The 25,952-nt window shown below is 68.6% G+C and carries 27 protein-coding genes; 20 read left to right on the top strand and 7 right to left on the bottom strand.

The features are described 5' to 3' along the window. Positions 1–14: 14 nt before the first annotated feature. The 4 genes from AC1DGW_RS03275 to AC1DGW_RS03260 form a co-directional block, all read right to left on the bottom strand. Positions 15–2,978 (bottom strand): TonB-dependent receptor, encoded by a 2,964-nt coding sequence (locus tag AC1DGW_RS03275; RefSeq protein ID WP_478019325.1) that lies wholly within the window; start codon positions 2,976–2,978, stop codon positions 15–17. An 85-nt stretch (positions 2,979–3,063) separates the two neighbouring features. Continuing rightward, on the bottom strand, positions 3,064–4,086 hold the full coding sequence (locus AC1DGW_RS03270; RefSeq protein WP_478019323.1) for a LacI family DNA-binding transcriptional regulator: 1,023 nt from the start codon (positions 4,084–4,086) through the stop codon (positions 3,064–3,066). Positions 4,087–4,252: 166 nt separating this feature from the next. Then, a complete protein-coding gene (locus AC1DGW_RS03265; protein ID WP_478019321.1) occupies positions 4,253–4,525 on the bottom strand; it encodes a BolA family protein in 273 nt (90 codons plus the stop codon). Further along, the gene (locus AC1DGW_RS03260) at positions 4,522–4,821 is read right to left on the bottom strand and encodes a YciI family protein (protein ID WP_478019319.1); all 300 of its coding nucleotides are present in this window, start codon (positions 4,819–4,821) and stop codon (positions 4,522–4,524) included. The genes AC1DGW_RS03265 and AC1DGW_RS03260 overlap by 4 nt, the downstream gene beginning before the upstream one ends. A gap of 348 nt (positions 4,822–5,169) precedes the next feature. Between AC1DGW_RS03260 and AC1DGW_RS03255 the strand changes: the two genes are divergently transcribed. The 5 genes from AC1DGW_RS03255 to AC1DGW_RS03235 all read left to right on the top strand — a co-directional run bounded on the left by AC1DGW_RS03255 (position 5,170) and on the right by AC1DGW_RS03235 (position 9,761). Further along, positions 5,170–6,102, top strand: coding sequence for a segregation and condensation protein A (locus AC1DGW_RS03255; protein WP_478019317.1), 933 nt, complete (start codon positions 5,170–5,172; stop codon positions 6,100–6,102). 16 nt (positions 6,103–6,118) lie between these two features. Then, positions 6,119–6,967, top strand: coding sequence for an SMC-Scp complex subunit ScpB (scpB, locus tag AC1DGW_RS03250; RefSeq protein WP_478019315.1), 849 nt, complete (start codon positions 6,119–6,121; stop codon positions 6,965–6,967). Further along, complete coding sequence (locus AC1DGW_RS03245) at positions 6,964–8,613, top strand: pseudouridine synthase (RefSeq protein ID WP_478019313.1); 1,650 nt, start codon at positions 6,964–6,966, stop codon at positions 8,611–8,613. The genes scpB and AC1DGW_RS03245 overlap by 4 nt, the downstream gene beginning before the upstream one ends. A 167-nt stretch (positions 8,614–8,780) precedes the next feature. Further along, complete coding sequence (locus tag AC1DGW_RS03240) at positions 8,781–9,122, top strand: type II toxin-antitoxin system prevent-host-death family antitoxin (RefSeq protein WP_478019311.1); 342 nt, start codon at positions 8,781–8,783, stop codon at positions 9,120–9,122. A 3-nt stretch (positions 9,123–9,125) separates the two neighbouring features. Then, positions 9,126–9,761 (top strand): ATPase, encoded by a 636-nt coding sequence (locus AC1DGW_RS03235; protein ID WP_478019309.1) that lies wholly within the window; start codon positions 9,126–9,128, stop codon positions 9,759–9,761. A 42-nt stretch (positions 9,762–9,803) separates the two neighbouring features. On the opposite strand, the gene AC1DGW_RS03230 is transcribed toward AC1DGW_RS03235, so the two are convergent. From AC1DGW_RS03230 to AC1DGW_RS03220, 3 genes are all read right to left on the bottom strand, one after another. Beyond that, a complete protein-coding gene (locus tag AC1DGW_RS03230) occupies positions 9,804–10,235 on the bottom strand; it encodes a hypothetical protein (RefSeq protein ID WP_055769447.1) in 432 nt (143 codons plus the stop codon). A gap of 110 nt (positions 10,236–10,345) precedes the next feature. Further along, complete coding sequence (locus tag AC1DGW_RS03225; RefSeq protein WP_478019306.1) at positions 10,346–11,143, bottom strand: amidohydrolase; 798 nt, start codon at positions 11,141–11,143, stop codon at positions 10,346–10,348. A gap of 11 nt (positions 11,144–11,154) precedes the next feature. Continuing rightward, positions 11,155–12,303, bottom strand: a complete 1,149-nt coding sequence (locus AC1DGW_RS03220) for a pyridoxal phosphate-dependent aminotransferase (RefSeq protein ID WP_478019304.1) — start codon at positions 12,301–12,303, stop codon at positions 11,155–11,157. Between the two features lie 179 nt (positions 12,304–12,482). On the opposite strand from AC1DGW_RS03220, the gene ccmA reads away from it, so the two are divergent. From ccmA to AC1DGW_RS03145, 15 genes are all read left to right on the top strand, one after another. Beyond that, the gene (gene ccmA, locus AC1DGW_RS03215) at positions 12,483–13,124 is read left to right on the top strand and encodes a heme ABC exporter ATP-binding protein CcmA (protein WP_478019302.1); all 642 of its coding nucleotides are present in this window, start codon (positions 12,483–12,485) and stop codon (positions 13,122–13,124) included. Then, a complete protein-coding gene (gene ccmB, locus AC1DGW_RS03210) occupies positions 13,121–13,816 on the top strand; it encodes a heme exporter protein CcmB (RefSeq protein WP_478019300.1) in 696 nt (231 codons plus the stop codon). Before ccmA ends, ccmB begins: the two co-directional genes overlap by 4 nt. A 47-nt stretch (positions 13,817–13,863) precedes the next feature. Continuing rightward, positions 13,864–14,535, top strand: a complete 672-nt coding sequence (locus AC1DGW_RS03205) for a TetR/AcrR family transcriptional regulator (protein WP_478019298.1) — start codon at positions 13,864–13,866, stop codon at positions 14,533–14,535. A 116-nt stretch (positions 14,536–14,651) separates the two neighbouring features. After that, positions 14,652–15,695 (top strand): DmsE family decaheme c-type cytochrome, encoded by a 1,044-nt coding sequence (locus tag AC1DGW_RS03200; protein ID WP_478019296.1) that lies wholly within the window; start codon positions 14,652–14,654, stop codon positions 15,693–15,695. 12 nt (positions 15,696–15,707) lie between these two features. After that, positions 15,708–18,242, top strand: a complete 2,535-nt coding sequence (locus AC1DGW_RS03195; RefSeq protein WP_478019294.1) for an MtrB/PioB family outer membrane beta-barrel protein — start codon at positions 15,708–15,710, stop codon at positions 18,240–18,242. Continuing rightward, positions 18,239–19,018, top strand: a complete 780-nt coding sequence (locus AC1DGW_RS03190) for a c-type cytochrome (protein WP_478019291.1) — start codon at positions 18,239–18,241, stop codon at positions 19,016–19,018. The genes AC1DGW_RS03195 and AC1DGW_RS03190 overlap by 4 nt, the downstream gene beginning before the upstream one ends. Before the next feature lie 127 nt (positions 19,019–19,145). Next, entirely contained in the window at positions 19,146–19,601 is a 456-nt protein-coding gene (azu, locus tag AC1DGW_RS03185; protein ID WP_478019289.1) for an azurin, read from the top strand. 137 nt (positions 19,602–19,738) lie between these two features. After that, on the top strand, positions 19,739–20,491 hold the full coding sequence (ccmC, locus tag AC1DGW_RS03180; protein WP_478019287.1) for a heme ABC transporter permease CcmC: 753 nt from the start codon (positions 19,739–19,741) through the stop codon (positions 20,489–20,491). Then, positions 20,488–20,667, top strand: a complete 180-nt coding sequence (gene ccmD / locus AC1DGW_RS03175; RefSeq protein ID WP_478019285.1) for a heme exporter protein CcmD — start codon at positions 20,488–20,490, stop codon at positions 20,665–20,667. The genes ccmC and ccmD overlap by 4 nt, the downstream gene beginning before the upstream one ends. After that, a complete protein-coding gene (gene ccmE / locus AC1DGW_RS03170; RefSeq protein ID WP_478019283.1) occupies positions 20,664–21,131 on the top strand; it encodes a cytochrome c maturation protein CcmE in 468 nt (155 codons plus the stop codon). The genes ccmD and ccmE overlap by 4 nt, the downstream gene beginning before the upstream one ends. Beyond that, positions 21,132–23,060 (top strand): heme lyase CcmF/NrfE family subunit, encoded by a 1,929-nt coding sequence (locus tag AC1DGW_RS03165; protein ID WP_478019281.1) that lies wholly within the window; start codon positions 21,132–21,134, stop codon positions 23,058–23,060. Then, on the top strand, positions 23,060–23,653 hold the full coding sequence (locus AC1DGW_RS03160) for a DsbE family thiol:disulfide interchange protein (protein WP_478019279.1): 594 nt from the start codon (positions 23,060–23,062) through the stop codon (positions 23,651–23,653). The genes AC1DGW_RS03165 and AC1DGW_RS03160 overlap by 1 nt, the downstream gene beginning before the upstream one ends. Then, on the top strand, positions 23,650–24,102 hold the full coding sequence (locus AC1DGW_RS03155; protein WP_478019277.1) for a cytochrome c-type biogenesis protein: 453 nt from the start codon (positions 23,650–23,652) through the stop codon (positions 24,100–24,102). Before AC1DGW_RS03160 ends, AC1DGW_RS03155 begins: the two co-directional genes overlap by 4 nt. Then, positions 24,096–25,121: a tetratricopeptide repeat protein gene (locus AC1DGW_RS03150; protein WP_478019275.1), complete on the top strand. Its 1,026-nt coding sequence runs from the start codon at positions 24,096–24,098 to the stop codon at positions 25,119–25,121. Before AC1DGW_RS03155 ends, AC1DGW_RS03150 begins: the two co-directional genes overlap by 7 nt. A 22-nt stretch (positions 25,122–25,143) precedes the next feature. Then, on the top strand, positions 25,144–25,851 hold the full coding sequence (locus AC1DGW_RS03145) for a class I SAM-dependent methyltransferase (protein WP_478019272.1): 708 nt from the start codon (positions 25,144–25,146) through the stop codon (positions 25,849–25,851). The last annotated feature ends 101 nt before the right edge of the window (positions 25,852–25,952 follow it).

The following is a 25,952-nucleotide window of genomic DNA, read 5'->3' as shown; positions in this document are numbered from 1 at the left end:
CCGGGAGCGGGGTCTTACCAGTCCAGGCCGAAGGACAGCTTGAAGGTACGGGTCGCATACTGGTCCCAGCTGTTGATCGCGCCGGTGTTCCAGTTGATGCCGTAGCCGCCCCAGTTGGTCCAGTTGAACACGTTGATCACGTCGGCGCGGACCTTCAGCTTCAGGTCGGTGCCGGTGTCCCAGGTCTTGGTCAGCGACATGTCGAACTGCTTGAAGCCATAGGTGCCGTCCGGCTCCCAGCTACGCGGGTGTTCGTAGCCGCTGGTGCCGTCGACATCCCAGCGCTTGATCTTGCTGGCCAGGGTCAGCTTGCCGGCTGCGCTCATGCCCCATGGCAGGTCGGTGAAGCCACTGACCACCAGGCGATGGCGCGGGGTCCATGCGCCGTCGTACCAGCCGCCTCCCGGGAAGTACCAGCCATACACCGGGTCCTTCTCATGGATGTTCTGCCTGGCGTCGGTGAAGGTATAGGCGACGTTGAGATTCCATGGGCTTTCGGCCGTATAAGGCTTGTCGGCACCGAGCAGCAATGCGTTGTTCCTGGACTCGAAGCCATTGGTCGCCAGGATCAGCCCGCCCAGTCCCGGCAGTCCACCCCCGCTCCACGGGCTGCCGGAAGCGTTGTAGTAGCTGCCGTCGCCACGGCGGTTGCCGCGCATGATCAGCAGGCCATCCTTGTAACGGATGTGCTGCAGGGTTGCCGACGTATTCCAGTCGTGGCCCATCACCTCGAACGTGTTGCGGATGCCGAAGCTGATCTGGTCCGAATACGGCGTCTTCAGGTCGTTGTCGAACATCCACACTTCACGACCGGCCTGGGACGAATTCACCAGCGACATCAGGTAGTCGCGGTCGAGCAGCTGCGTGTTCCAGTCCAGGCAGTTGGCTGCGGCCGGATCGCAGGCATGCCCCGGCGAATTGATCATGAACTCGCGGGTCGGGAACGTCGCCTTGGTCAGTTCCAGCTGCAGGTAGTCGAACAGGTTGCGATCGTAGGAACGGCCGATGCCGCCGAACAGCACATGGCGTTCGTCGCCGCTGAGGTCATAGGAAAAACCGATGCGCGGCTGGATGGCCTTCTTGAATGGCTTGCGGTTGCTGCCGGTACTGATGAATCGGTTGATGTCGATGCCGCCCAGCGCCAGCGTCTGCGCATAGGTCTGGCCCGGCGCGGCGCCCGCCTGTGGATCCTGGCTGTTGAGCGATGCCAGCACATCCGCGCCGGTCACGTAGTCCAGGTAGGAAGGCGTTTTCTCGTAATCCCAGCGCAGGCCCAGATTCAGGATCAGGCGATCGGTGACGTCCCAGTCGTCCTGGATGTAGAGGCCGAACTGCTTGTTCTTCGACGTGACCGTACCACCGCCGGTGCCGGCTGCCGGACTGCCGAAGCGCACGAAGTACGGCACCATCCCGCCCTGGTTGATGTCGTAGTAGAACTGCGGGTTGTAGGGCTGCTGCTCGGTCGTATCCAGGTCGACCTGCTTGTACTTGACGCCGAACTTGACGGCGTGGCCCTCCCAGCCGAAGAACGTGGTGTCGTTCTGGAACGACCAGCCCTTCTGGCCCTTGTCCTGCAGGCCGCCGTTGCCGGCGCCAATGCGGAAGATCTGCCTGCCGTCGTTGGACGACCCGTCGGTCAGCACCATGCCGTTGCCGTAGTTGGCCGGCGCCATGCTCCAGAACGCCTTCTCGTAGGTCAGATGCGCGTCGTTGAGCCAGTTGGTGTTGGAGAACTGCCAGTGCAGGTCGTAGCGGTCCTCGTTGACGCCGGTATCGGTGCCGTAGCTGCGCGCGCTCTGCCCGCCGACGTTGCTGATGTCGCTTTCCTCGCGGCGCTTGTAGGTCAGGTCGACCAGGTTTTCGTCATTGATCGACCAGTCCAGCTTGCCGAAGTACAGGTCTTCCTTGAACGGCGTGCTGGCCGCACCCAGCTGGTCGCGCCATGCCTGCGGCAGGTCGGCGGCGGTGCGGCCCTCGCCCGGCGTCAGGTCCTGCGGCGCGTTGTATTCCTTGGCCTCGTAGGTGACGAAGAAATGCGCCTTGTCCTTGATGATCGGGCCACCAAACGCGGCGCCGTACTGTTTCTCGCCCGAACGGGTCTTGCCGGCACCATTCTTCTCGCTCTCGCGCGGCTCGCGCCAGTTCTGGTTGGTGTAGTCCCAGAAGAACGAACCGGAGAAATCGTTGGTGCCCGACTTGGTCACCGCGGTCACCGCCGCCGAGCTGATCTGGTCGTACTCGGCCTTGTAGTTGGAGGTGATGACCTTGTATTCGCCGATCGCCAGCTGCGGGAACGGATTGCCGCGGCTGGAGTCCTGGCCGGTCAACCCGCCCTGGGTGACATAGTTCTTCTGCCCGATGCCGTCGATGTAGACGTTGACGTTGTTGGCGCTCTGCACGCCGCCGCGCAGCTTGGTCGCGCCGTTGGACGGGTTCTGTTCGAAGCTCATGCCCGGCACGGTATCGGCGAAGGCCAGGAAGTTGCGCGTGGTCTGCGGCAGCGCCTCGATCTGCCTGGACGTGATGTAGGTGGCGATTTCCGAGGTCTTGGTCTCGATCGGCGCCTGCGCCGTCACCTGCACCGCATCCAGCGTCGTCGCCGCACCGCTCGCGGTTTCGGCCACCCCGCCGACGCCCAGGTTCACGGTGGCAGTCTGCCCGACCTGCACGGTGATGTTCTGGCTGCTGGTCTTGCCGCTGGCATTGACGTCCACGCGATAGGTGCCCGGCGGCAGGCCGGCCAGCGAGTAACCGCCATTGGCGGTGCTCTGCACGCTGCGGGTCAGGCCGGTGGCGAGATTGGTCGCGGTCACCTGCGCCTGTCCGGCCGGTGCCGAATCGGCCATTACCTGGCCACGGATGGTGGCGCCGGTGCTCTGCGCGAACGCTGGGGCGGCGCCGAGCACGAGGCAGCTGGCCAGCGCGCAGCTGAGCAGCCTGCGGGCCGGATGCGTCTTGCGGGTAGCGGGATGATTCATGTTGCTCTCCGGGTGCGGCAGCGCGGCTGCCATTCGGTTCGTTCCAGTGCGTTGCCGCCGGAGGCTCCGGCGTACGGACAACGGGTCAGGAAGATTCTCGTCGGGATGTCGAGTCACGCACGATCAATGTGGGGACCAGGGTCGCTCCGCCGACCTCTTCCGATACGCCATCGCGGTCGATCAGGTGCAGCAGATGCGATGTCGCCCGCCCGCCGAGGTCGGCGATGCTGACCTGCATCGTGGTCAACGAGGGGTGAACGAAACGTGCCAGCGGGATATCGTCGAAGCCGGCCAGCGCGACCTGCTGCGGCACGCGCACGCCGGCCTGGTTGAAGGCGTACAGACAGCCCAGCGCCATCATGTCGTTGGCGGCGAACACCGCATCGGGCAGCCGGGCCTCGCGCAGCAGCGCCTGTCCGGCCGCGTATCCGGACGCCTCGTCGAAGCCGCCGGACAGGACGATGCCCTCGGCGGACGCGCCGGATCCGGCCATCGCTTCCTCGAATCCGCGCAGGCGCTCGCGGGCGTCATGGTTTCCGTCGGGGCCGGCGATGAAGGCGATGCGGCGATGCCCGGCTTCCAGCAGGTGCCGGGTCATGGCCATGGCACCGGCGTGGTCGTCGATCCCGAAGGCCGGGTACTGGCCGTCCGCCAGCGGCGTATTGATCAGCACGGTGGGCAGCGCCGGCGGCAGGTTGTCCACCAGGAACCCGGGATCGGCCGTATAGGGCGACATGACCAGCAGGCCATCCACGCGGCCGCGCATCGCCTGCAGGGCCACGCCCTGCTGCTCCTGGTCGCCGTGGTAGCTGGACACCAGCAGGTGCCAGCGGTGCATGCGCGCCACGCCATCGATGCCGCGCATCAGTTCGGAAAAGAACTCGCCGTGCAGGTCGGGCAACACCAGGCCGATGGTCTGCGTGCTGCGGCTGCTCAGGCTGCGCGCGGCGGCGTGCGGGGTGTAGCGGAGCCGGCGGGCCACTTCCAGCACCTGCTGGCGCACCGGCTCGGCGACGTTCTCGTGGCCGTTGAGGGCGCGCGATACGGTGGCGACGGAGACCTTCGCCTCACGGGCAACATCCTTGATGGTGATTGCCGGTTTCGCCACCGCTGTGCCCTCCGCAGGCAGGGGTCGCGGCGACTGTAATCGGTTCCACGTCGATTTGTAAACGATTTGTTACAGGCGATGTCCCCGATGGGACAGGCCCTGTCCACCTGGCGCACCTGCATGGTCCTCGCACGGGGCGGAGCGTGGCCCTCCCCCGCGTCCCGGATCAGCCGCCCGCTTCGGCCGGCGTCCGCGCCTCGATCGACAATGCGTGGATATCGGTCTGCATCATGTCGCCAAGTGCCGCATAAACCGCCCGATGGCGGGCCAGTGGCGCCATCCCGGCGAACGCCTCACTGACGATGGCCACATTGAAATGCCCCCGTCCGTCGCGCGCACCCGCGTGACCGGCATGGCGGTGGCTGTCGTCCTCCACCTCCAGGCGCAGGGGCGAGAACGCGGCCTCCAACGCCACCCTGATCCGCTCAGGCCGGCTCACGGCAGCACCTTGCGGAACGGGCGCACGTCCACGCGCTGGTAGACACCGGCGACCACATAGGGGTCCTCGCCGGCCCAGGCGCGGGCGGCCTCCAGGTCATCGAAGCTGGCGATCACCACGCTGCCGCTGAAGCCGGCTGCGCCCGGGTCCTCGGCGTCGATCGCCGGACAGGGGCCGGCCAGCAGCAGCCGCCCCTGCTCCTGCAGCGCCTGCAGCCGCGCCAGATGCGCCGCCCGCGCGGCCTGGCGCGCGGCCAGCACGCCCTGCCCGTCGTAGCCTTCGATCACATACCACACGGCTCGCCGCTCCTTGTCCGCTGAATGATGGCCGGCAAGTCTAGCGCCTCGGCGCTGGACACCGCCCGGCCGGGGCGATTACTCTTTACGCCTATTGCACGCAGCCGGCCTGTAACGGCCCGGTGCGGCGGCAGGCAAGGCCACCGCCGTCCGACCGATCCACGATTCCTTCCCGGACTGTGTAGACGACCTCCTCGTGATGACGTTGCCGCATGAAAGCGCGGCATGTCGCGTTGTTGATGTGCACGCACGCCGGACAGGCGCGCATGGCTTGCAATCCAGAAGACAGGACCCTGTCCCGGGCGGGAACCCGGAACGTAAAGGCTCGCAACACCCGATGTCGCCCTGATGACTTCAGAACTCGCGCCCGCCGCGAACCCGCCAGCGCCGCCCACCGTTCCGCAGCAGCAGGAAATGCCGCTGGCGGTGGTGCATGGCCAGCCGGTGCTGCAGATCCCGCAGGACCTGTACATCCCGCCGGATGCGCTGGAAGTCATCCTCGACGCCTTCGAGGGCCCGCTGGACCTGCTGCTGTACCTGATCCGCCGGCAGAACCTGGACATCCTGGACATCCCGGTCGCCGAGATCACCCGCCAGTACGTCGAGTACATCAACGTCATGCAGGAGCTGCGCTTCGAGCTGGCGGCCGAGTACCTGGTGATGGCCGCGATGCTGGCCGAGATCAAATCGCGCATGTTGCTGCCGCGCCCGCCCAGCGAGGACGGCGACGAAGCCGACCCGCGCGCCGAGCTGGTGCGCCGGCTGCAGGAGTACGAACGCTTCAAGCAGGCTGCCGAGGATATCGACGCCCTGCCCCGCCAGGACCGCGACACGACGCAGGCCCACGCCTTCGTGCCGGACCGGACCACGGTGAAGGTGCCGCCGCCGGTGGACCTGAAGGAAATGCTGCTGGCCCTGCACGACGTGCTCAAGCGCGCCGAGCTGTTCAGCGGCCACGCCATCAAGCGCGAGGCGCTGAGCGTGCGCCAGCGCATGGGCGACGTGCTGGAGCAGCTCGAGGACGGCAGATTCCACCGTTTCGAGAGCCTGTTCACCGCCGAGGAAGGCAAGCTCGGCGTACTGGTCACCTTCCTGGCCCTGCTGGAGCTGGCCAAGGAACAGCTGCTGGACATCGTGCAGGAGCATGCCCATGACGTGCACCAGGGCGAACGTCCGCCGCTGGCACCGATCTACGTGAAGTCGCTGGCGGCCGGCAACACCAATGCGCCGCTGCAGTTTTCGAGCGAATTCGACGACACCGACATCCCCGACCCCGCCTGAGCCACAGTCCCGACACATGGATCAACCGCTGATCAACCGCATCGTCGAAGGCGCGCTGCTGGCCTCCAGCCAGCCGCTGACCCTGGCGCAGCTGCAGGAGCTGTTCCCCGAGGAACAGCCAGCGCCGCCGGGCAGCGTCGAACGCGCGCTGGAACTGCTGCGCGAGGGTTGCCAGGGACGCGGCGTGGAGCTGGTCGAGGTCGCTTCCGGCTTCCGCTACCAGATCACCCGCGAAGTGCACGGCTGGGTCTCGCGGCTGTGGACCGAGCGCAAGACCCGCTATACCCGCGCCACCCTGGAAACTCTGGCCCTGATCGCCTACCGCCAGCCGATCACCCGCGGCGAGATCGAACAGGTGCGCGGCGTGGCGGTCAGCAGCAACATCATCCAGGCGCTGGAAGAGCGCGAGTGGATCCGCGTGGTCGGCCACCGCGATGTGCCCGGCAAGCCGGCGCTGTTCGGTACCACCCGGGGATTCCTGGACTATTTCGGCCTCAAGCGGCTGGACGAACTGCCGCCGCTGTCCGAACTGCGCGATATTGGCGAACTGGAGCCGCAGCTGCCGCTGGGCGACGACGGCCAGCTGGCCGCGCCGCTCGCCGCCGGCGCGGCGACGCCCGGAACCGCCGCGTCGGCCAATGACGCCGGCACCGGCGATACCGATACCGCGACAACTCCAGACCACGGAGATGCCGCAGAAGACACCGCCCCCACGGGCGAACCCGACGCCGCGCCGGGAGAGCGCGCGGCGGAAGTGGAAGACACCGGAAACAACGCCGTCGCGACGACGACCGTGGCTGTTGACGAAGCCGATCCCGAACCTGAGGCCGACGAAGAAAACGCCGGCCGGAGCCAAACAGAATGAGTGACACCCCCCGCAAGCCGTCGTTGAACAAGCTCTCGCTCAAGCGCGAAGCCACGATCGAACAGCCCAAGCTGGAAGAGCGCCTGCACAAGGTCCTGGCCCAGGCCGGCCTCGGCTCGCGCCGTGCGCTGGAACAGCGCATCGCCGATGGCCTGGTCAAGGTCAACGGCGAGACCGCGCAGACCGGCATGTCGGTCAAGAGCGGCGACAAGATCGACCTGGACGGCCGCAGCTTCGTCGCCAGCGCCCTGACCGATCCCTCGCGCGTGCTGGTCTACAACAAGCCCGAAGGCGAAGTGACCACCCGCGAGGACCCTGAAGGCCGCCCGACCGTGTTCGAGTCGCTGCCGCCGCTCAAGGGCGCGCGCTGGATCGCCATCGGTCGCCTGGACATCAACACCACCGGCCTGCTGCTGCTCACCACCGACGGCGAACTGGCCAACGCCATGATGCATCCGTCCTTCGAAGTCGAGCGCGAGTACGTGGTGCGCGTACGCGCCCCGGAAGGCCAAGAGAAGGTGCCGGACAACGTCGTCGACCGCCTCGCCCGCGGCGTGGCGCTGGAAGACGGCCCGGCCAAGTTCGACGAAATCGAACGCATCGGCGGCACCGACTCGCACGACTGGTTCCGCGTGGTGGTCAAGGAAGGCCGCAACCGCGAAGTGCGCCGCCTGTGGGAATCGCAGGGTTGCCAGGTCAGCCGCCTCAAGCGCTCCCGCTACGGCAAGGTAGAACTGCCGCGCGAACTGCTGCGCGGCCAGTCGGTGGAACTGCCCAACGCCCAGGTCGAGGCGCTGCGCGCCGAACTGAAGCTTGAGGAAGGCGCGCCGTCGGCGCTGACCCTGCAGCCGGTGATCGGCCAGCGCAAGGCGGCCAAGACCACCGTGCGCGTGCGCGAAGGCGGTCGCGGCAATGCCTACGTCAACGGCCACAACACCGCCGACGAGGGGCGCGAACTGCGCCGCTTCGACACCCTGCGCGAAGACCGCGGCCGTGGCCGCGGCGGCAAGGGCGGCGGCTTCAAGGGCGGCCTGACCGTCAGCGGCGAAGCGGCGGCCAAGCAGTCGCAGAAGCCGTTCAAGCAGCGCAAGCCCAAGGGCGACCGCAGCCTGCCGGAAGGCAATCCCGCCGCGTTCCGCACCTGGTACGTGCCCGAGGGCGTAAGCACCGGCCCCAGCGGCCACCGCAACGCCGGCCCGGGCGGCAACCGCGGTCCGGGCCGTGGCCCGGCCGGCGAAGGCCAAGCCCGGCCGTACGGCAAGCCGCGCCCGGGCGCCGGCGGCGCCGGTCGTGGCGGTCCCGGCCAGGGGCGTCCGCAGGGCGGCGGCCAGGGTGCAGGCCAAGGCCGCACGCAGGGTGGCGGCCAGGCCGCCGGCCAGGGCCAGCGCAAGCATCCATACGGCCATCCGGGCAATGCCCCGAGCTTCCCGTCCGACCACGCCAATCCGGGCTTCAGCCCGTACGGCGCGCGTCCGGCCGCTGCTCGCCCCGGCGGCGGCAACCGCGGCCCGGGCGGGAATCGCGGTCCCGGCGGTCCGGGCGGGAATCGCGGCCCCGGCGGTCCAGGCGGCAATCGTGGCCCGGGCGGCCCCGGCGGCAACCGCAGTCCGGGCGGCCCACGCCGCAGCGGCCCGCGCGGCGGCTGATCCAAGGTCGGCCTCGTCCCTACCCCTCTGCATGACGTGAACGCCCGGCCCCGTGCCGGGCGTTCTGCTTTACGGATCCGCTCTCCGCCCTGAACCACTCATGCGAAATTTGTCCAAAATGGGAAATTTGGGATATTTTCCCTCTACCCCTTCACTGGACGGCCCTCATGGATATCACCCTGAACCTGCCTGATCTGGAAAAGACGCCCGCCAGCGACGTCAAGGCCAAAGGCTGGCCGGAACTGATGCGCAAGGTGCTCAGGAGCGGCGCGGTGGTCGTCACCAACCACAACCATCCGCAGGCGGTGGTGATGTCCGCCGAGGAGTACCAGCGCCTGGTCGACCAGGCCAATGGCCATTCCGCCGCGGCACAGCGCGCACAGTCGCTGCAGGCTCTCCAGACCGAGTTCGACGCTCACCTGTCGACATTGCAGGAGGGCAGCCTGGCAAAAGCCCTGGCCCGCCCCGCCCGTCGCGGACGCGGGATCGCCTTGGGCAAGTCGTCGTAAGCGATGGCGAAGATCCTGGTCCTTGCCGGCGTCAATGGTGCGGGCAAGAGCTCATTGCTGGGCGCGATGCTGGCCGAGGACGGCGCAGCCTGGTTCAACCCCGATGCCTTCACCCGCCGACTGGTCGAGCGCGGCTGGCCACTGGAAGAGGCCAACGCGACCGCCTGGCGGGAAGGCACCCGCCGGCTGCGCGCGGCCATGGCCGACGATCTCGATTACGTCTTCGAGACCACGCTCGGCGCGAACACCATCCCCGCCCTGCTGCGCGAAGCCTACGCGCGGCATGAGGTCAGCATCTGGTTCTGCGGGCTGGAGAGCGTCGAACTGCACCTGCAGCGCGTCGCTGGACGCGTCGCCAACGGCGGCCACGACATTCCCGAAGGCAAGATCCGCCAGCGCTTCGACAGTTCGCGGTTGAACCTGATCGGACTGTTGCCGCACCTCACCGCACTGCATCTCTACGACAACAGCCGACCGGCCGACGCCAATGGCAGGGTCGAGCCACTGCTGGTACTGGAAGTGGAGCGCGGGCGGATCCTCTGCCCGGCGACGCAGGAGGAATTCGCCCAGGTACCCGGATGGGCCAAGCCCATCGTGTGGGCGACGCTGAAGGCGTTCCCGGTGGCGACGGATGATTGAACCCGATGCCCGGCCAGGCGACCGGGCATCGGGCATCGCAACTCAGCGCCGTTCGATCACGAACTTGCCGAAGCCCACGCCCAGGTCCCAGCCGCGGCCGGTGCCGGCCAGGGCCAGCGAGATATCGCCCTTGGTCACCACCTGGGCATTGCTGGAGCGGGAAGCGCCGGCATGCACCTCGGCACCGCCGTAGGTGCCGATCAGGTCGTTGAGGCTGTAGGCGCCGGTGAACTTGCCGCGACCATCGCTGACCGTGGATTTGCCGACCGTCAGGCCGCCGCCCTTGGCGCTGATCTTCACCGGGATGCTGGCGCCGTTGTCGCAGGTGATGGTGCCGTTGCCGGTGGCGGTCTTGTAGAAGATCGACCAGCCGGACAGGTTGAAACGCAGTTCGCAATCGATATTGCCGGCCGCATGCGCGGACGGCGCAAAAACAACAGCCGCCAGCAGCAGGGCTCCCGCCAGGATCTTCATGGTTCGCTCTCCATAACAACAATGGGACGGGCCGAGCCTAGCAGCGTCGGCGCATCCGCCAGGTGGCGGCCGGCGACATCGTCCGGCCGGCGTTCAGCGTTGTCCCGGGGTCACCCCAGGGTGAAGGCATCGGCATCCAGCATCGCCGGAAAACGTTCGCGGTGGGCAGCCAGCGCCTGCGCCGAGATGGTGGTGGTGACCACCTGCTCGCGCTCGCGGATTTCCACCTGCGGCTGGCCGAGGAAGTCGATCACCGCGCTGTCGCCGGCATAGTGCAGGCCATTGCCGTCCACGCCGACGCGGTTGACCACGGCCACGTAGCACAGATTCTCGATAGCGCGCGCTCGAGCCAGCGTCCGCCAGGCGTATGCGCGCGCCGAGGGCCAGTTGGCGACGAAGATCTGCAGGTCGAAATCCATCCGCCCCGCCCGTTCCACGTCGAAGCGGTTGCGGCAGAACACCGGGAAGCGCAGGTCGTAGCAGATCTGCGGATTGATCCGCCACCCCTTCAACTCCACGCACAGGCGCTCGCGCCCGGCGGCATAACGCTCGTGCTCGCCGCCGTAGCGGAACAGGTGGCGCTTGTCGTAATACCGCAGCTCGCCATCGGGCATGGCCCACAGCAGGCGGTTGAAGACCTCGTCGCCGACGCGCAGCTGCACGCTGCCGGTGACCGCCGCGCCCAGCACGCGCGCCTGTTCGCGGATCCAGGCCACGGTCGGGCCTTCCATGCCTTCGGCCTTGTCGATGGCGTCGTTGGAGAAGCCGCTGGTGAAGGTCTCCGGCAGGATCACCAGGTCGGTGATGCCGGCCAGCGGCGCCAGCAGGGCGCCGTAATGCGCGCGGTTGCCCGCCGGGTCGTGCCAGCGGGTATCGCCCTGTACCAGCGAAATGCGCAGGTCCTGCATGCCCGTCTCCATCACAGCTTGCGCAGGCGTTCGATCGCCGCATCCAGGGTCGCGTCGTTCTTGGCGAAGCACAGCCGCACCAGGCGCTGCCCGGCAGGCGGAGTTTCGTAGAACGGCGACAGCGGAATCGCGGTGACGCCTTTCTCGATGGTCAGCCACTTCACGAACTCGTGGTCCGGCAGATCGCTGACCGCCGAGTAGTCCACCAGCTGGAAGTAACCGCCCGGCACCGGCAGCGGCTTCAGCCGCGTGCCCAGCAGCTGCTCGCGGAAACGGTCGCGCTTGGCCTGGTAGAACGCGCCCAGCTCAAGGTGGTGCTCCGGCTCGTCGCGGATCATCGCGGCAAAGCCATACTGCGCGGGGCCGTAGGTGGTGAAGGTGTTGTACTGGTGCACCTTGCGGAACTCGGCGCTCAGCGCCGGCGGCGCGATGGCGTAGCCGATCTTCCAGCCGGTGCAGTGGTAGGTCTTGCCGAAACTGGAGATGACGAAGGCGCGCTCGCGCAGTTCCGGGTAGCGCAGCGCCGATTCGTGGCGGGCGCCGTCGTAGACGATGTGTTCGTACACCTCGTCGGAGATCAGGTAGATGCCGGTGCCACGCAGCACGTCGGCCAGCGCCTGCATGTCCGCCGCCGAGAGCATCGCACCGGACGGGTTGTGCGGCGTGTTGACCATCAGCATGCGCGTCCTTGGCGTGATCGCCGCGCGCACCTTCTCCCAGTCCACGGCGAAGGTCTGCGGATCGAGCGCGACATGCACCGCGCGCGCGCCGGCCAGGTCGATGGCCGGCTCGTAGCAGTCGTACGCCGGGTCGAGCACGATGACCTCGTCGCCGGCGCGCACCACCGCATGGATGGCGTTGAAGATCGCCTCGGTACCGCCGGACGTGACGGTGATTTCCGTATCCGGGTCCACCTGCGCGCCATAGCAGTCCAGCGCTTTCTGCGCGATGGCCTGGCGCAGCGGCGCGACGCCGGTCATCGGCGCGTACTGGTTCAGACCGTCGCGCATGGCCTTGGCGGTCTCGTCGACCAGGCGCTGTGGCGCTGCGAAATCCGGGAAGCCCTGGCCCAGGTTGACGGCGCCGTGTTCGGCGGCCAGCTGCGACATCACGGTGAAGATGGTGGTGCCCACCTTGGGCAACTTGGTCTGCGGTTGCATCGATGCGTCGGCGTCGGGGAAGGAGAACGCCGAGTTTACGCAATGCCGGCGGCAACGGCCGCCCTCGCCCGTCCGCGCGCTGCGGCGCCGGCGGCAATGCCTATAATGTCGCGCCCGATGCGCCAGCCTGCCTGCGCTCCCACCCAAGGACGGAAGCGCCCGATCCGATGACCGCGACCATGAACACTCCGCCGCTGCTCGATGCGCGCGGGCTGCGCTTCACCCGCAACGACGACCCGGTGTTCGGCCCGCTCGACCTGCACGTGGACGCGGGCGAAGCCCTGCTGGTGCAGGGCGGCAACGGCGCCGGCAAGACCACCCTGCTGCGCGTGCTCGCCGGGCTGCTGCGTGCCGACGACGGCACGATCCGCATCGACGGCCGCCCCGCCGGCAGCGGCGACCGCTCGCGCTACATCGCCTATCTGGGCCACCTTCCGGCGCTCAAGCAGGATCTGGGCACGCTGGAGAACCTGCACGTGCTGTGCGGCCTGCAGGGCCGTCGCGTGCGGCAGATGCCCGGCAACGCGCTGGCCATCGTCGGCTTGGCCGGCTACGAGGACACCCTGGTGCGGCAGCTGTCGGCCGGGCAGAAGAAGCGCCTGTCGCTGGCCCGGCTATGGTTGTCGCCGGCACCGGTGTGGCTGCTGGACGAGCCCTACGCCAATCTCGATCTGGACGGCATCAACCTGGTCAACCGCATGATTTCCGCGCACCTGCGCAGCGGTGGCGGCACCCTGGTCACCACCCACGGCGCCTATGCGGCGCCGCCGGTGCGCAACCGCACCCTGACGCTCGGCGCCGCCACGGAGGCGGCCGCATGAGCCTGCCCGGCCCGCAGCCCACGTTGTTCGACGCCGCCAGGGCGCTGCTCGCGCGCGATCTGAAACTGCTGTGGCGGCGCCGCGGCGACGCCGCGCAGCCGATCCTGTTCGCACTGCTGGTGGTGGCGCTGTTCGCCCTCGCCCTCGGCGGCAACCCGCAGCTGCTGCAGCGCGTGGCCTCGGCGGTGCTGTGGCTGTCGGTGCTGCTGGCCGGCCTGCTGTCGCTGGACACGCTGTTCCGCGGCGATGCCGAGGACGGCTCGCTGGAACAGTGGCTGCTCTCGCCGGTGCCGCTGCCGTGGCTGGTCGCGGTGCGGGTGTTCTCGCACTGGCTGACCACCGCCTTCCCGCTGGTGCTGGTCAGCCCGCTGCTGGCCGAACTGATGCAGTTGCCGCACGAACAACTGCCGGTGCTGGTCGCCTCGCTGGCGCTGGGCACGCCGCTGCTGAGCCTGCTCGGCGCGGTGGTCGCGGCCCTGACCGTGGGCATGCGCCGCTCCGGCATCCTGCTGGCGCTGCTGGTGCTGCCGCTGTACGTGCCGGTGCTGGTGTTCGGCGCCGGCGCGGTGGCGGCGTCGGCGCAGGGCTTCGACGCCAGCGGCGCGCTGCTGCTGCTCGCCGCCGGCCTGGTGGTCAGCCTGCTGCTGGCGCCGCTGACCGCCGCTGCCGCGATCCGCATCGCCAACTCCTGAGGAACACCGGCGCTATCCTTGGCGCCGGACTTCCCCCGCGACCGCGCATGCGCCAACCGCCACATCCTTCCACAGGAAAGCCCACGCTGCCGCCGCGCCCGGCGGTGGAACTGCAGCGCCGTGGCGAACTGCGCGTGGAGCGGTTCCTCGACGTCGCCATCGAGGTGTTCAACGAGAAGGGCTACCAGGGCGCGCGGCTGTCGGACATCGTCAAGCGCGCCGGCGGTTCGCTGGCCACGCTGTACCGCGCCTTCGGCGACAAGGAAGGGCTGGTGCACGCGCTGATGGAGCGCAGCATCAACGACTTCGGCAAGGAGGTCGAAGAACTGCTGGATTCGCCGCTGCCGCCGGCGCAGGCGCTGGAAGAGGCCGCCTGCCACATGGTCGAGGAGATCCTCAGCCCGGCGCGCATCGCCTGCCACCGCATCATCACCACCGAAGGCATCAGCCAGCCCGCGTTGCGCGACTGGTTCCGCGCCCACGGCATCCAGCCGGCGGAGCGGCTGCTGAGCGAGTACTTCACCCGCGAGACCCGCGCCGGACGCCTGCACATCGAAGACCCGGACATGGCCGCCGACCATTTCTACATGCTGGTGTTCGGCGGACTGATCATCCGCTCCATCAATGGCTGGGTCGACGTCACCCAATTGCCGCAGATCCAGGAGCGCGCCCGTTCGGCGGTACGGATGTTCCTGCAGGGCGCCCTCCCCCGTTCCTGAACGCAAGCCTGCTGCGCTGCAGCTTGACCTGAACGCAGGCTTTCCCAGAATCGCACCGTAATCGCAATTACGTTGTTGTCACCCACCCATCGGCAGGGACGACAAAGGAGAGGCACGTGCGGTTCTATCTCGCATTCGTGATGCTGCTCGCCACCGCGGTGCTGGTTTCCGCTGCCTGGCTCGCCCCGGTCAAGGCCGACGCCTCGGCGCAGGCGGTCAAGCTCCCCGAGACCCGGTTCGCTTCCACCGTTTCCGGGCATGGCTTCGACGCTCCGCCCGGCTTCGCCGACGCGGTACCGGCGCGCAACCAGGCGCACCCGGAGGCCAAGGCGGTCGGCGAGCAGGTCTGCACCGCCTGCCACGCCAAGGAAAACGACAACTTCGCCCACACCGCGCACGCGCTGGGCATGCAGGTGGCGCTGGCCGCCAACCCTGCCACCGCCACCTGCGAGGCCTGCCATGGCCCGGGCTCGGTGCATGCGGCCAACCCGACCGCGAAAGGCTCGATCATCGCCTTCACCCACGATGGCGGCACGCCGGTGGCCAACCAGACCGAAAGCTGCCTGGGCTGCCACTCCGGCGGTCCGCGCGATGTCTGGCTGGGCTCGATCCACCAGCGCAACGACCTGTCGTGCAGCGACTGCCACAACCCGATGCAGAAATTCTCGGCCGAGGGCCTCACCGCCAAACAGTCGGTGAGCGAGACCTGCGCCACCTGCCACAAGGACATCCGCCAGCAGTTCAACCGCCGTTCGCACATGCCGCTGCCGGAAGGCCAGATCAGCTGTGTGGACTGCCACAACCCGCACGGCACGCTCAACGCCACCCTGCTCAAGACCGACACGGTCAACGAGACCTGCTACCAGTGCCACGCCGAGAAGCGCGGGCCGTTCCTGTTCGAACACGCCCCGGTACGCGAAAGCTGCCTCAACTGTCACCAGGTGCACGGCTCCAACCAGCACGCCCTGCTGGTCGCACCGATCCCGATGCTGTGCCAGCAGTGCCACTCGCATACCCGCCACCCCAACGACCTGCAGACGGAGTTGTCGCTCGGCAACGGCATGACACCGGACGAACGCCTGATGGGCCGCGGCTGCATCACCTGCCATGCGCAGGTCCACGGCTCCAACCATCCCTCCGGCCCACGCCTGCACAAGTAACGGGAGGACGCCATGTACATGTGGAAACGCCCCCACGCCTGCCGCTGGTCGTTGCTGTCCCTCGCCCTGCTTGCCGGCCTGGCCCAGGCGCAGGACAGCGGGAACGGGATCGACCTGCAGTTCGGCAACTGGCTGGACCCATCCGGCCGCGTCGGTTGGAGCGGCTGCGATCCGGACGGCACCAGTTGGCTGACCGCCAGCCCCAGACGCACGCCCACCGGCTTTCTCTATGGCTGCAACCCGCAGATGCCGACGCTGAAGCCGGCCGGCGACGGCGGCTGGCAGTGGTCGGGCGACGTCGCGCTGGGCTACCTGCATGTCAGCGGCGACACCGCCAATACCAACTGGCGGCGGTTCCGCGACCCGGACGACGGTCTCGTCCTGCAGGCCGATTTCAGCCTGCGCCGCACCGCCGACGGCAGCTACGCCGACGTGCGCCTGAGCCGGCTGGACCGCGACAACCAGTACTACCGCGCGGTATTCGGACAGGCCGGGCGCTACAGGGTGCAGGCCTTCGTGCGCAGTTCGCCCAATGTGCTCAGCGGCAACGCGCGCTCGATCTGGGACGGCGTGGGCAGCGACCGCCTCACCCTCAAGCCGGGGATCACCGCGGCCGGCAGCAGTTCCGCGCAGGTCGCGGCCATTTCCGCTGCACAGCCGCTGACCACGCTGGCGGTGGTGCGCGACAAGCAGGGTGTGAGCATCAGCTACCTGCTCAACCCGCGCTGGACCACCTATGCCAGCCTCACCCACGAGGAGCGCAAGGGTGCGCGTCCGTTCGGCGGCCCGTTCTTCTTCAATTATCCCTTCGCCAACAATGGCGGCATCTACGAGATCCCGCGCCCGATCGACGACAGCACGCTCAACTTCACCGGCGGCTTCCGCTTCGTCGGCAACCTGTGGCGCAGCGAGTTCAGCTACACCGGCTCGTTCTTCCGCCATGCCAACCGCGGCTACAGCTACGAAGTGCCGTTTTCCCTGGCACCGGTGGTGCCGGGCGCAGGTTCGCCGCCGCTGTACCAGGGTTCCTTCGCCTACGAACCGGACAACGACTATCACCGCGTCGGCGCCAGCTTCAGCCGCAAGCTGCCCGCGTGGAAAGGCGATTTCACCCTTGCCGCGGCGCTGACCACGATGCGCCAGAACGACCGGCTGCTGCCGCCGATGGACTGCCAGGGCCAGTTCGGCATGGACCTGGCGCCGCCATTCATGGCCAACTGCGCCAACTGGAACACCACCGCCGCGCTTTCGCGCGACCGCGCCGACATGGCGATCAACAACCAGAAGTTCGACGCCCGGCTGGTACTGCAGCCGATGGAGGGACTGACCTGGCGCAGCACCGCGCGCTACCTGCGCGAGGACTACGCCGGCACCTACTGGTCCTACAACCCGCTGACCGACCAGTGGGGCTACGTCGCCGAGAACGGCGCGCAGGGTTCGGTGGTGCCCGGCGAAATGGGCCTGTGGGATGGCGGCGCCAACAGCTCGGTGCTCACCCGCATCCGCAACCTGCCGCTGGACAAGGAAACCCGCGAGATCTCCACCGGCATGGACTGGCGCCCGTCCACCCGCAACACGCTCGGCGCCACCTACACGTTCACCTGGATCGAGCGCGCCCACCGCGAGGTCGCCACCACCCGCGACAACACGGTGAAGCTGAGCTGGAACAACCGCACCGCCGACTGGTTGAGCTTCCGCGCCAACTACACCTGGCTGGACCGCGGCGGCAGCGCGTACTACTACGATCCCTACGAGTTCACCTTCTCCAGTTCGCTGCCCGGCTTCGTCGAACCGGCTGGCGGCCTGAGCCCGCATACGGTCGCGGCGCTGCGCAAGTACGACATCGCCTCGCGCACCCGGCAGAAGCTCGACCTGATGGCGACCTTCGTCCTGCCCCGCGACATGACCGTGTACGTTTCCGCGCGCGGCGACCGCAACCACTACGATGCGCAGATCGGACGGCAGAAGCTGGACAGCTACGCCACCAGCGTGCAGTGGGAATGGCAGCCCAACCCGGACACGACCGCCAGCGCGTGGTACGGCCACGACCGCTCGAAACTGGTGTTCGCCAATGTCAACGACGCCGTCGGCAGCGATCCGGAACTCGGCGGCCCCACCTATCCGGAGGCCAGCCGCTGGTGGATGGACGATACCCAGCGCAACCACTACGCCGGCCTCAACCTCAGCCGCCGGCTCGGCCGCGCCACCCTGGACCTGGCGTGGAACTGGACATCCTCGCGCGGCCGCACCGGCTACCGCATGAATTCGCCCGACGCGCTCACCGTGCCGGCCAATGCGCCGCTGGCCAGCGGCAGCTATCCGCTGATGGTCTACCGGGTCAATACCCTCACCGCCGGGCTGTCGATGCCGCTGGGCCAGCGCATGCGGCTGCGCGTGTTCGACACCTGGGAGCGCGGCAATCTTTCTGACTGGCACTACTTCGGCTTCGAGGACACGCTGGTCTATGACCACCGCGTCTATACCGACGGCGGCCCGTCCAACTACCGCGTCAACCTGCTGGGAATGATGCTCGAGGTGGCGCTATGAAACGTTCCACCCTGTTCCTGCTCGTCCTCACCGGAGGCCTGCTCGGCCTGTCCGCGCCGGGCAGGTCCGGCCTGGCCCATGCCGCCAGTGGCGCGGACGACGACCCGCCCGCTCCCGCGCTGCATCCCCGCTATCTCGACCTGCGCGCGGCCCCGCGCATCGCCGGCAACGCCGCCGCCGGCAAGGAGAAATCCCAGGTCTGCACCGCCTGCCACGGCGACGACGGGGGCGGCACCGCGCCACCTTTCCCCAACCTCGGCGGACAGCGCGCCGACTTCTTCTACTGGCAGCTGGTCGAGCTGAAACGAGGACGCCATCCTTCACCGATGACGCCGCTGGTCAGCACGCTCGACGACCAGGACATGCGCGACCTGGCGGCCTACTACGCCAGCCTGCCGCTGCACCCGGCCAGGGCCGACGCCGGCGACACGCCGGCCGGGCCGGTCGATGCCGCCCTGCTCGAACGCGGCCGCGACCTCTACCTGCACGGCGATACCGCCAAGGGCATCCCCCCCTGCCAAGGCTGCCACGGCCCCGATGCCCGCGGCATGCGCGATGCCGACGTCGCCGACCGCAACGGGCGCACGCCGTATGCGACCTTCCCGGTACTGCGCGGCCAGCAGGCCGCCTACCTGCAGGGCAAGCTTGCCGAATACCGCGATGGCGACCTGCAGGATTCCACCAGCGACTTCATCATGAGCGGCGTCGGCAAGCGGCTGGACGAAGACAGCATCCAGGCCGTATCGGCCTGGCTTTCCAGCCTGCGTGAAGACTGAGCATGCAGATGCCGGAGCATGCTTGCCCTGCGACATTGCGTCGCTTGCCATCCCACCCCGCCGGCGACAGCATGGCCGGCCACCCGCCCGCAGCGGCGTCCCCTCCCCGCAGACAGGAGCTTTGAAGATGTTCCGCAAACTGATCGTCGCATCCACCCTGGCCCTCGGCGCCGCCGGTGCCGCCCATGCCGCCGACACCTGCTCGGCGAACCTGGAGGGCAATGACGCCATGCGCTACAACATGGCCAACATCGACGTCCCCAAGAGCTGTGCCACCTTCACCATCAACCTCAAGCACACCGGCAAGATGGCCAGGAACGTGATGGGCCACAACGTGGTGGTCGCCAAGGCCGCCGACATGTCCGGCATCGACGCCGACGGCATCAAGGCCGGGCTGGCCGCCGACTACATCAAGGCCGGCGACGCGCGCGTCATCGCCCACAGCAAGGTGGTCGGTGGCGGCGAAAGCACCACCCTCAGTGTCCCGGTGGCCAAGCTCACCGCCGCCGGCGCGCCGCTGTCGTTCTTCTGCAGCTTCCCCGGCCACTCGGCCCTGATGAAGGGCACGCTCACCCTGAAGTGACCGCCGCGGCGCGGGCTGGCCGTGCCAACCGCGCCGTCTTCGGCTAATCTTCACGGACCCGCAGGCGACCGCCGCGGTGCCCGGCGACGGGATGGCTGGGGACCAGCCCATCATCGTTCTTCCTAGCGAGCAAGCGGATGTTCAAAGGTTTGGCAGGTTGGTTCCACCGGCTGGGTTCCCCCGCCTACTTCGATGCCTTCGCCGCCCGCTGGTCGCCCTGGTGCTACGTCGCCTCCCTTCCCCTGTTCGCCTTCGGGCTGTGGCAGGCGCTGGCGGTGGTGCCGGCGGATCGACTTCAGCTGGATGCGTTCCGCATCCTCTACATCCACGTGCCCTCGGCCTGGATGAGCCTGTTCGTATTCGGCCTGATGGCCTTCTACAGTGCCATCGCGCTGATCTGGCGGATCAAGCTGTGCGAGATCCTGGCCATGGCCTGCGCGCCGATCGGCGCCGCCTTCACCCTGATCACCCTGCTCACCGGGAGCCTGTGGGGCAAGCCGATGTGGGGGACCTGGTGGGACTGGGACCCGCGCCTGACCACCGAACTGATCCTGCTGTTCCTGTACCTGGGCGTGATGGGCCTGTACGGCGCCATCGACGACCGCCGCGCCGCCGCGCGCGCCGCCGGGCTGCTGTCCATCGTCGGCGTGGTGCTGCTGCCGGTCATCCGCTATTCGGTGGTGTGGTGGAACTCGCTGCACCAGGGCCAGACCATCCGCATGTTCGGCGAGTCGAGCATGGACGGCAGCATGGTCCTGCCGCTGTGGCTGATGGTGCTGGCCACCAAGTTCTGGTTCGCCGGCTCGCTGCTGGCCCGCGCCCGTGCCGACAACCTGCGCCGCGAAGCCGGCAAGGCCTGGGTGCGCGAGCGCGTGGAGAAACTGACATGACCTACTTCCAGTACGTCGCCCTGGCCTATGCCGTGTTCTTCGTGGTGCTGGCCTGGGACTTCGCGGTTCCGCGCCTGCAGGTGCGGCGGCAGCTGCGCGAGGTGCGCAACCGGCTGGCGCGCGCCAGCCGCAATGCCGCGGCCACCGTGCCCGGCGACGAGGAACTGAACCGATGAGCCCCACCCAACGCCGCCGCCTGCTGCTCGTGCTGCTGGTGGTCGCCGTGGCCGGCATCGCCGCCGTACTGGTGGCCACCGCCCTGCAGCGCAACATCGCCTATCTGTACACGCCGGCCGAAGTGAAGGCCGGCAAGGTCGCGCCCGACGCGCGCTTCCGCCTGGGCGGCATGGTAGCCAAAGGCTCGTTCCAGCGCGCGCCCGGCGCGCTGCTGGCGCGCTTCGAGGTGACCGACGGCGACGCGCAGCTGCCGGTGACCTACGACAAGATCCTGCCCGACCTGTTCCGCGAGGGACAGGCGGTGGTCGCCACCGGGCGCATGGCCGGCGGCGTGTTCGTGGCCGAGGAAGTACTGGCCAAACACGACGAGACCTACATGCCCAAGGAACTGGCCGACAAGATGGGCGTGGCCCACGGCAAGCACCAGGTCCCGGCCACGGCCGCGCCGGCGGAGTCGCGCTGAGTGCTCGCCGAGATCGGACAGGTCCTGCTGATCCTGGCCCTGCTGGCGGCGCTGCTGCAGAGCGTGCTGCCGCTGCTCGGCGCGCAGCGCGGCATCGCTCCGTTCGTGGCCATCGCCCGCCCGGCCGCGTTGCTGCAGCTGACCATGGTGCTGGGCGCGTTCGTGGTGCTGACCGTGGCCTTCGTGCGCCAGGACTTCTCGCTGCGCTATGTGGCCGAGAACTCCAACTCGCTGCTGCCGATGATCTACCGCTATTCGGCGGTATGGGGCGCGCACGAGGGCTCGCTGCTGCTGTGGACCCTGGTGCTGGCGCTGTGGACCGCGGCGGTGGCCGAATTCTCGCGGCGCCTGCCGCCGGTGGTGGTGGCGCGCGTGCTGGCGGTGATGGGGCTGATCAGCGTCGGCTTCCTGGCCTTCCTGCTGTTCACCTCCAATCCGTTCGAACGCCTGCTGCCGGCGCCGGTCGAAGGCCGCGACCTCAACCCGCTGCTGCAGGACCCCGGGCTGATCATCCACCCGCCGATGCTGTACCTGGGCTATGTCGGATTCTCGGTACCGTTCGCCTTCGCCATCGCCGCACTGCTCGACGGCCGCATCGACGTACGCTGGCTGCGCTGGACCCGCCCCTGGACCAACGTGGCCTGGGCCTTCCTCACCCTGGGCATCGCGCTGGGCAGCTGGTGGGCCTATTACGAACTGGGCTGGGGCGGCTGGTGGTTCTGGGACCCGGTGGAGAACGCCAGCTTCATGCCGTGGCTGGCCGGCGCCGCGCTGCTGCATTCGCAGGCCGCCACGGAAAAGCGCGGCGTATTCGTCGGCTGGACCCTGCTGCTGGCCATCACCGCATTCGCGCTGTCGCTGCTGGGCACCTTCCTGGTGCGCTCGGGCGTGCTGACCAGCGTGCACTCCTTCGCCGCCGATCCGGCCCGCGGCCTGTTCATCCTGGTCTTCCTGGCGCTGGTGATCGGCGGCTCGCTGCTGCTCTACGCGCTGCGCGCGCCGGCGATGGGCGGCCAGGCCGACCCGCGCCGCGCCTATGCGCTCAATTCGCGCGAGGGCCTGCTGCTGGCCAACAACCTGCTGCTCGCCTGCGCCTGCGCGATGGTGCTGCTGGGCACGCTCTACCCGCTGCTGGCCGATGCGCTGGACCTTGGCAAGGTCTCGGTGGGACCGCCCTACTTCGGCACGTTGTTCCTGCTGCTGATGGCCCCGCTGGTCCTGCTGCTGCCGTTCGGCCCGCTGACCCGCTGGCAGCGCGAGCAGGGGCTGCGCACGCTCGCCCTGCTGGCGCCGTGGGCGGCGCTGGCCGTGGCGCTGGGCATCATCGGCTGGTTCATGGCCCCGCAGGGCAAGTTGAAGACCGCCATCGGCATCGCCGCCGCGGTGTGGGTGGGTGCCGGCACGCTGTACGTGCTGTGGCAGCGCCTGCGTAGCGGTGGACGCCCCAACGCCGAGACCTGGGGCATGCTGATCGCCCACGCCGGCATCGCCGTGTTCCTGGTCGGCGCCCTGCTGGTGGAAGCGCTCAGCATCCAGCATGAAGTGGCGCTGGCGCCGGGCAAGGCGGTCGAAATCGGCGGTTACCGCCTGGAGTTCGAGGGCGTGGACGCCACCGACGGCCCCAACTACCACTCCGATCGTGGCCACGTGCGCGTGTTCCGCGGCGACCGCGAAGTCGCCCTGCTGCATCCGGAAAAACGCATGTACGCCAGCGGCGGCATGCCGATGACCGAGGCCGGCATCCATCCCGCACTCGGCGGCGATGTATATGTTGCGCTTGGCGAATCGCTGGGCGATGGTGCCTGGGCGGTCCGCATGCAGGTCAAACCCTTCGTCCGCTGGATCTGGCTGGGCGCGCTGTTGATGGCCTTGGGCGGTTTCGTCACCGCCGTCGACCGCCGCTTCCGCCGGCTGCCCGAGAAATCCTGATGTCCGACACGAACCCCTCCCATCGCCTGCCGCCGGTCGCGCTCATCATCGGCGCGCTGTTCTTCCTCGGCCTGGTCGGCCTGATGCTCTACGGCGTCAGCCGTTCGGACCGCCCCGACCGCGACAGCCTGCCGTCGGCGCTGATCGACAAACCCGCGCCGGCGTTCACCCTTCCGGTGCTGCACGACCCCACCGTCAAGGTCAAAAGCCGCGACCTGCTCGGCGCGCCCTACCTACTCAACGTATGGGGCAGCTGGTGCCCGACCTGCCGCGACGAACACCCCATCCTCACCCGTTTCGCCGAAACCAAGCGCGTGCGCGTGATCGGCTACAACTGGAAGGACGAGCGCGAGGACGCACTGCGCTGGCTGGAACAGCTGGGCAATCCGTACATGGTGGTGATCGCCGACGAGGAAGGCCGCACCGCGCTGGACTGGGGCATCGCCGCCGCGCCGGAAACCTTCCTGGTCGATGGCAACGGCATCGTGCGCTGGAAATACAGCGGCGCCATCACCCAGGACGTGCTCGACCGGCAGCTGATCCCGGCGCTGGAGAAGATCGAGGCCGCGTCCAGCGGCAAGGCGCGCCGATGACGCGGCTGGCCGCCCTCCTGCTGGGGCTGTGCCTGCCATGGCTGGCGGTGGCGCAGCCGATGGGCGACCCCGCCCCGCTGCAGTACCGCGACCACGCCGAGGAAGCCCGCTTCCATGCGCTGGCCGCCGAACTGCGCTGCGTGCAGTGCCAGAACCAGTCGCTGGCCGACTCCAACGCGCAGATCGCCCACGACCTGCGCCGCGAAGTCCTCAATCTCATGCGCGAAGGCCGCAGCGATGCGCAGATCAAGCAGTTCCTGGTCGAACGCTATGGCGAATTCGTGCTCTACCGCCCGCGCATGGAAGGCAGCACCCTGCTGCTGTGGCTGGGGCCGGGCGCCCTGCTGCTGGCCGGCGCCGCGCTTCTGTACGTGCACGTGAGCCGGCGCGGACGTGTCCTGCCCGCCCCCGCCGCCGAAGACGCCAACCAGGACGAACGCGAATGGTGAAGGCGGTATTCCTGTCGCTGGCCGCGCTGCTGGCCGCCACCACCGGCGGCATCATGCTGTGGCCACTGCTGCGCGCGGGCAAGCGCGCGATCTGGGGCACCCTGGTCACGTCGATGGTCGTCGCCACCGTGGGCCTGTACCTGTGGCTGGGGACGCCGGCGGCGCTGCAGCCGCGCGACGCCGAAGCGCCGCAAAGCCTGGAGCAGGCGGTCGAACAACTGCGCGCCGTGCTGGACGAGCATCCCGAGCGCGCCGAGGGCTGGGTCCTGCTGGCCCGCTCGCAGCTCGAGCTCGGGCGCATGGCCGATGCCGCCGGATCGTTCGAGCGCGCACTGAAGCTCGAACCGGACCAGCCCGAACTGCTGATCGAAGCGGCGCAGGCGCGCGCCCGTGCGCACCCGAAGATGCTGTTCGACGACACTGGCCTGCAATGGCTGCAGCACGCACGCGAGGTGGCGCCGGACAACCAGCGCGCCACCTGGCTGATCGGCATCGTGCAGCGCCAGCGCGGCCAGGACGAAGCCGCCGTGCGCACCTGGGAAGGCCTGCTGCCACGCCTGGAACCCAATGCCGCCACCGCGCTGCGCGAACAGATCGACGCCGCCCGCGCCGATGCCGGCCTGCCCCCGTCGACACCCGCCGCGGCCGCGCCTGCCGCTACAGGCAATGCGGACGGCCACGCCATCACCGTGCGGGTCACGCTGGCGCCCACGCTGCAGGCGCGTGTCGCCGCCGGCAAGGACACCCTGTTCGTCATCGCCCGCGTGCCCGACGGCCCGCCAATGCCGGTTGCGGTCGAACGGCACCCGGCCCAGGCCGGCCCGCTCACGGTCACCCTCGACGACGCCGACAGCCCGATGCCGACGCAGAAACTCTCCGCGCTGGGCGAAGTCGAAGTGTTCGCGCGCCTCTCGGCCAGCGGCACCGCGATGCGCCAGGAGGGGGATGTGGAATCAGTGCCGGTCAAGGTCGCCCTCCCTGCGAGTGAACCGCTGCACATCACACTCGGTCAGCCGTGACTCATCCGCCGGAACGAATGCCGTGAATCAGGACGAAATCAAGCGGCTGTTCGACCAGCAGGCGGCCGGCTACGACGCCCAGTGGGCCAGGACCCACCCGATCCGCGATTGCCTGCACCTGCTGTTGGATTCGGCCTTCGCCACACTGCCCCGGGACGCCCGCATTCTCTGTATCGGGGTCGGAACCGGCGCGGAATTGATGCACCTTGCCCGGAACCACCCCGGTTGGCAGTTCACCGCGGTGGAGCCTTCCGGCGCGATGCTCGCCCTCTGCCGCCAGGCGGCCGACAGGGAAAACGTTTCGGCGCGCTGCCATTTCCATGAAGGCTACCTGGAGTCGCTCGCCGCCACGGGCAGCTTCGACGCGGCTACCTGCTTCCTCGTATCCCAGTTCATTCTCGATCCGGCGGCCCGTACCGGATTCTTCCAGGAAATCGCGCGCAGGCTTGCGCCCGGTGGAATCCTCGCAAGCTCCGACCTGGCCTCGGATGTGGCCTCGCCCGCCTACGAGGTGCTCCTGCGCGCATGGATGAACCTCATGGCCGCAGCCGACGTCCCGGCCGAAGCCATGGAACGCATGCGCGATGCTTACGCCAGGGATGTCGGGATACTTCCGCCGGACCGGATCGCCTCGATCATCGCCGCAGGCGGTTTCCAGCCGCCCGTGCCGTTCTTCCAGGCCGGCCTGATCCACGGCTGGCTGGCCAGGCGCGGGAATCACGCGCCCTGAGCCCCGCCGGTCAGGCGAGCGGTGCGTATCGGCGCCCATCCCGTTCCGACAGGAAGCACTCCACGGGGGTGCGCCGGCATCGTCCTCTTCGACCGTGGTAA

The organism is Stenotrophomonas sp. 05N423, assembly GCF_056397145.1.
The sequence above is the reverse complement of the archived record's forward strand: the minus strand, read 5'-3'. Positions and strand labels throughout refer to the sequence as shown.

Bases quoted from the DNA above. Each gene is read 5' to 3' on its own strand.
- AC1DGW_RS03275 (WP_478019325.1), bottom strand. From the start codon at position 2,978: ATGAATCATCCCGCTACCCGCAAGACGCATCCGGCCCGCAGGCTGCTC.
- AC1DGW_RS03255 (WP_478019317.1), top strand. From the start codon at position 5,170: ATGACTTCAGAACTCGCGCCCGCCGCGAACCCGCCAGCGCCGCCCACC.
- scpB (WP_478019315.1), top strand. From the start codon at position 6,119: ATGGATCAACCGCTGATCAACCGCATCGTCGAAGGCGCGCTGCTGGCC.
- AC1DGW_RS03245 (WP_478019313.1), top strand. From the start codon at position 6,964: ATGAGTGACACCCCCCGCAAGCCGTCGTTGAACAAGCTCTCGCTCAAG.
- AC1DGW_RS03240 (WP_478019311.1), top strand. From the start codon at position 8,781: ATGGATATCACCCTGAACCTGCCTGATCTGGAAAAGACGCCCGCCAGC.
- AC1DGW_RS03235 (WP_478019309.1), top strand. From the start codon at position 9,126: ATGGCGAAGATCCTGGTCCTTGCCGGCGTCAATGGTGCGGGCAAGAGC.
- AC1DGW_RS03230 (WP_055769447.1), bottom strand. From the start codon at position 10,235: ATGAAGATCCTGGCGGGAGCCCTGCTGCTGGCGGCTGTTGTTTTTGCG.
- AC1DGW_RS03225 (WP_478019306.1), bottom strand. From the start codon at position 11,143: ATGCAGGACCTGCGCATTTCGCTGGTACAGGGCGATACCCGCTGGCAC.
- AC1DGW_RS03220 (WP_478019304.1), bottom strand. From the start codon at position 12,303: ATGCAACCGCAGACCAAGTTGCCCAAGGTGGGCACCACCATCTTCACC.
- ccmA (WP_478019302.1), top strand. From the start codon at position 12,483: ATGAACACTCCGCCGCTGCTCGATGCGCGCGGGCTGCGCTTCACCCGC.
- ccmB (WP_478019300.1), top strand. From the start codon at position 13,121: ATGAGCCTGCCCGGCCCGCAGCCCACGTTGTTCGACGCCGCCAGGGCG.
- AC1DGW_RS03205 (WP_478019298.1), top strand. From the start codon at position 13,864: ATGCGCCAACCGCCACATCCTTCCACAGGAAAGCCCACGCTGCCGCCG.
- AC1DGW_RS03195 (WP_478019294.1), top strand. From the start codon at position 15,708: ATGTACATGTGGAAACGCCCCCACGCCTGCCGCTGGTCGTTGCTGTCC.
- AC1DGW_RS03190 (WP_478019291.1), top strand. From the start codon at position 18,239: ATGAAACGTTCCACCCTGTTCCTGCTCGTCCTCACCGGAGGCCTGCTC.
- azu (WP_478019289.1), top strand. From the start codon at position 19,146: ATGTTCCGCAAACTGATCGTCGCATCCACCCTGGCCCTCGGCGCCGCC.
- ccmC (WP_478019287.1), top strand. From the start codon at position 19,739: ATGTTCAAAGGTTTGGCAGGTTGGTTCCACCGGCTGGGTTCCCCCGCC.
- ccmD (WP_478019285.1), top strand. From the start codon at position 20,488: ATGACCTACTTCCAGTACGTCGCCCTGGCCTATGCCGTGTTCTTCGTG.
- ccmE (WP_478019283.1), top strand. From the start codon at position 20,664: ATGAGCCCCACCCAACGCCGCCGCCTGCTGCTCGTGCTGCTGGTGGTC.
- AC1DGW_RS03160 (WP_478019279.1), top strand. From the start codon at position 23,060: ATGTCCGACACGAACCCCTCCCATCGCCTGCCGCCGGTCGCGCTCATC.
- AC1DGW_RS03155 (WP_478019277.1), top strand. From the start codon at position 23,650: ATGACGCGGCTGGCCGCCCTCCTGCTGGGGCTGTGCCTGCCATGGCTG.
- AC1DGW_RS03150 (WP_478019275.1), top strand. From the start codon at position 24,096: ATGGTGAAGGCGGTATTCCTGTCGCTGGCCGCGCTGCTGGCCGCCACC.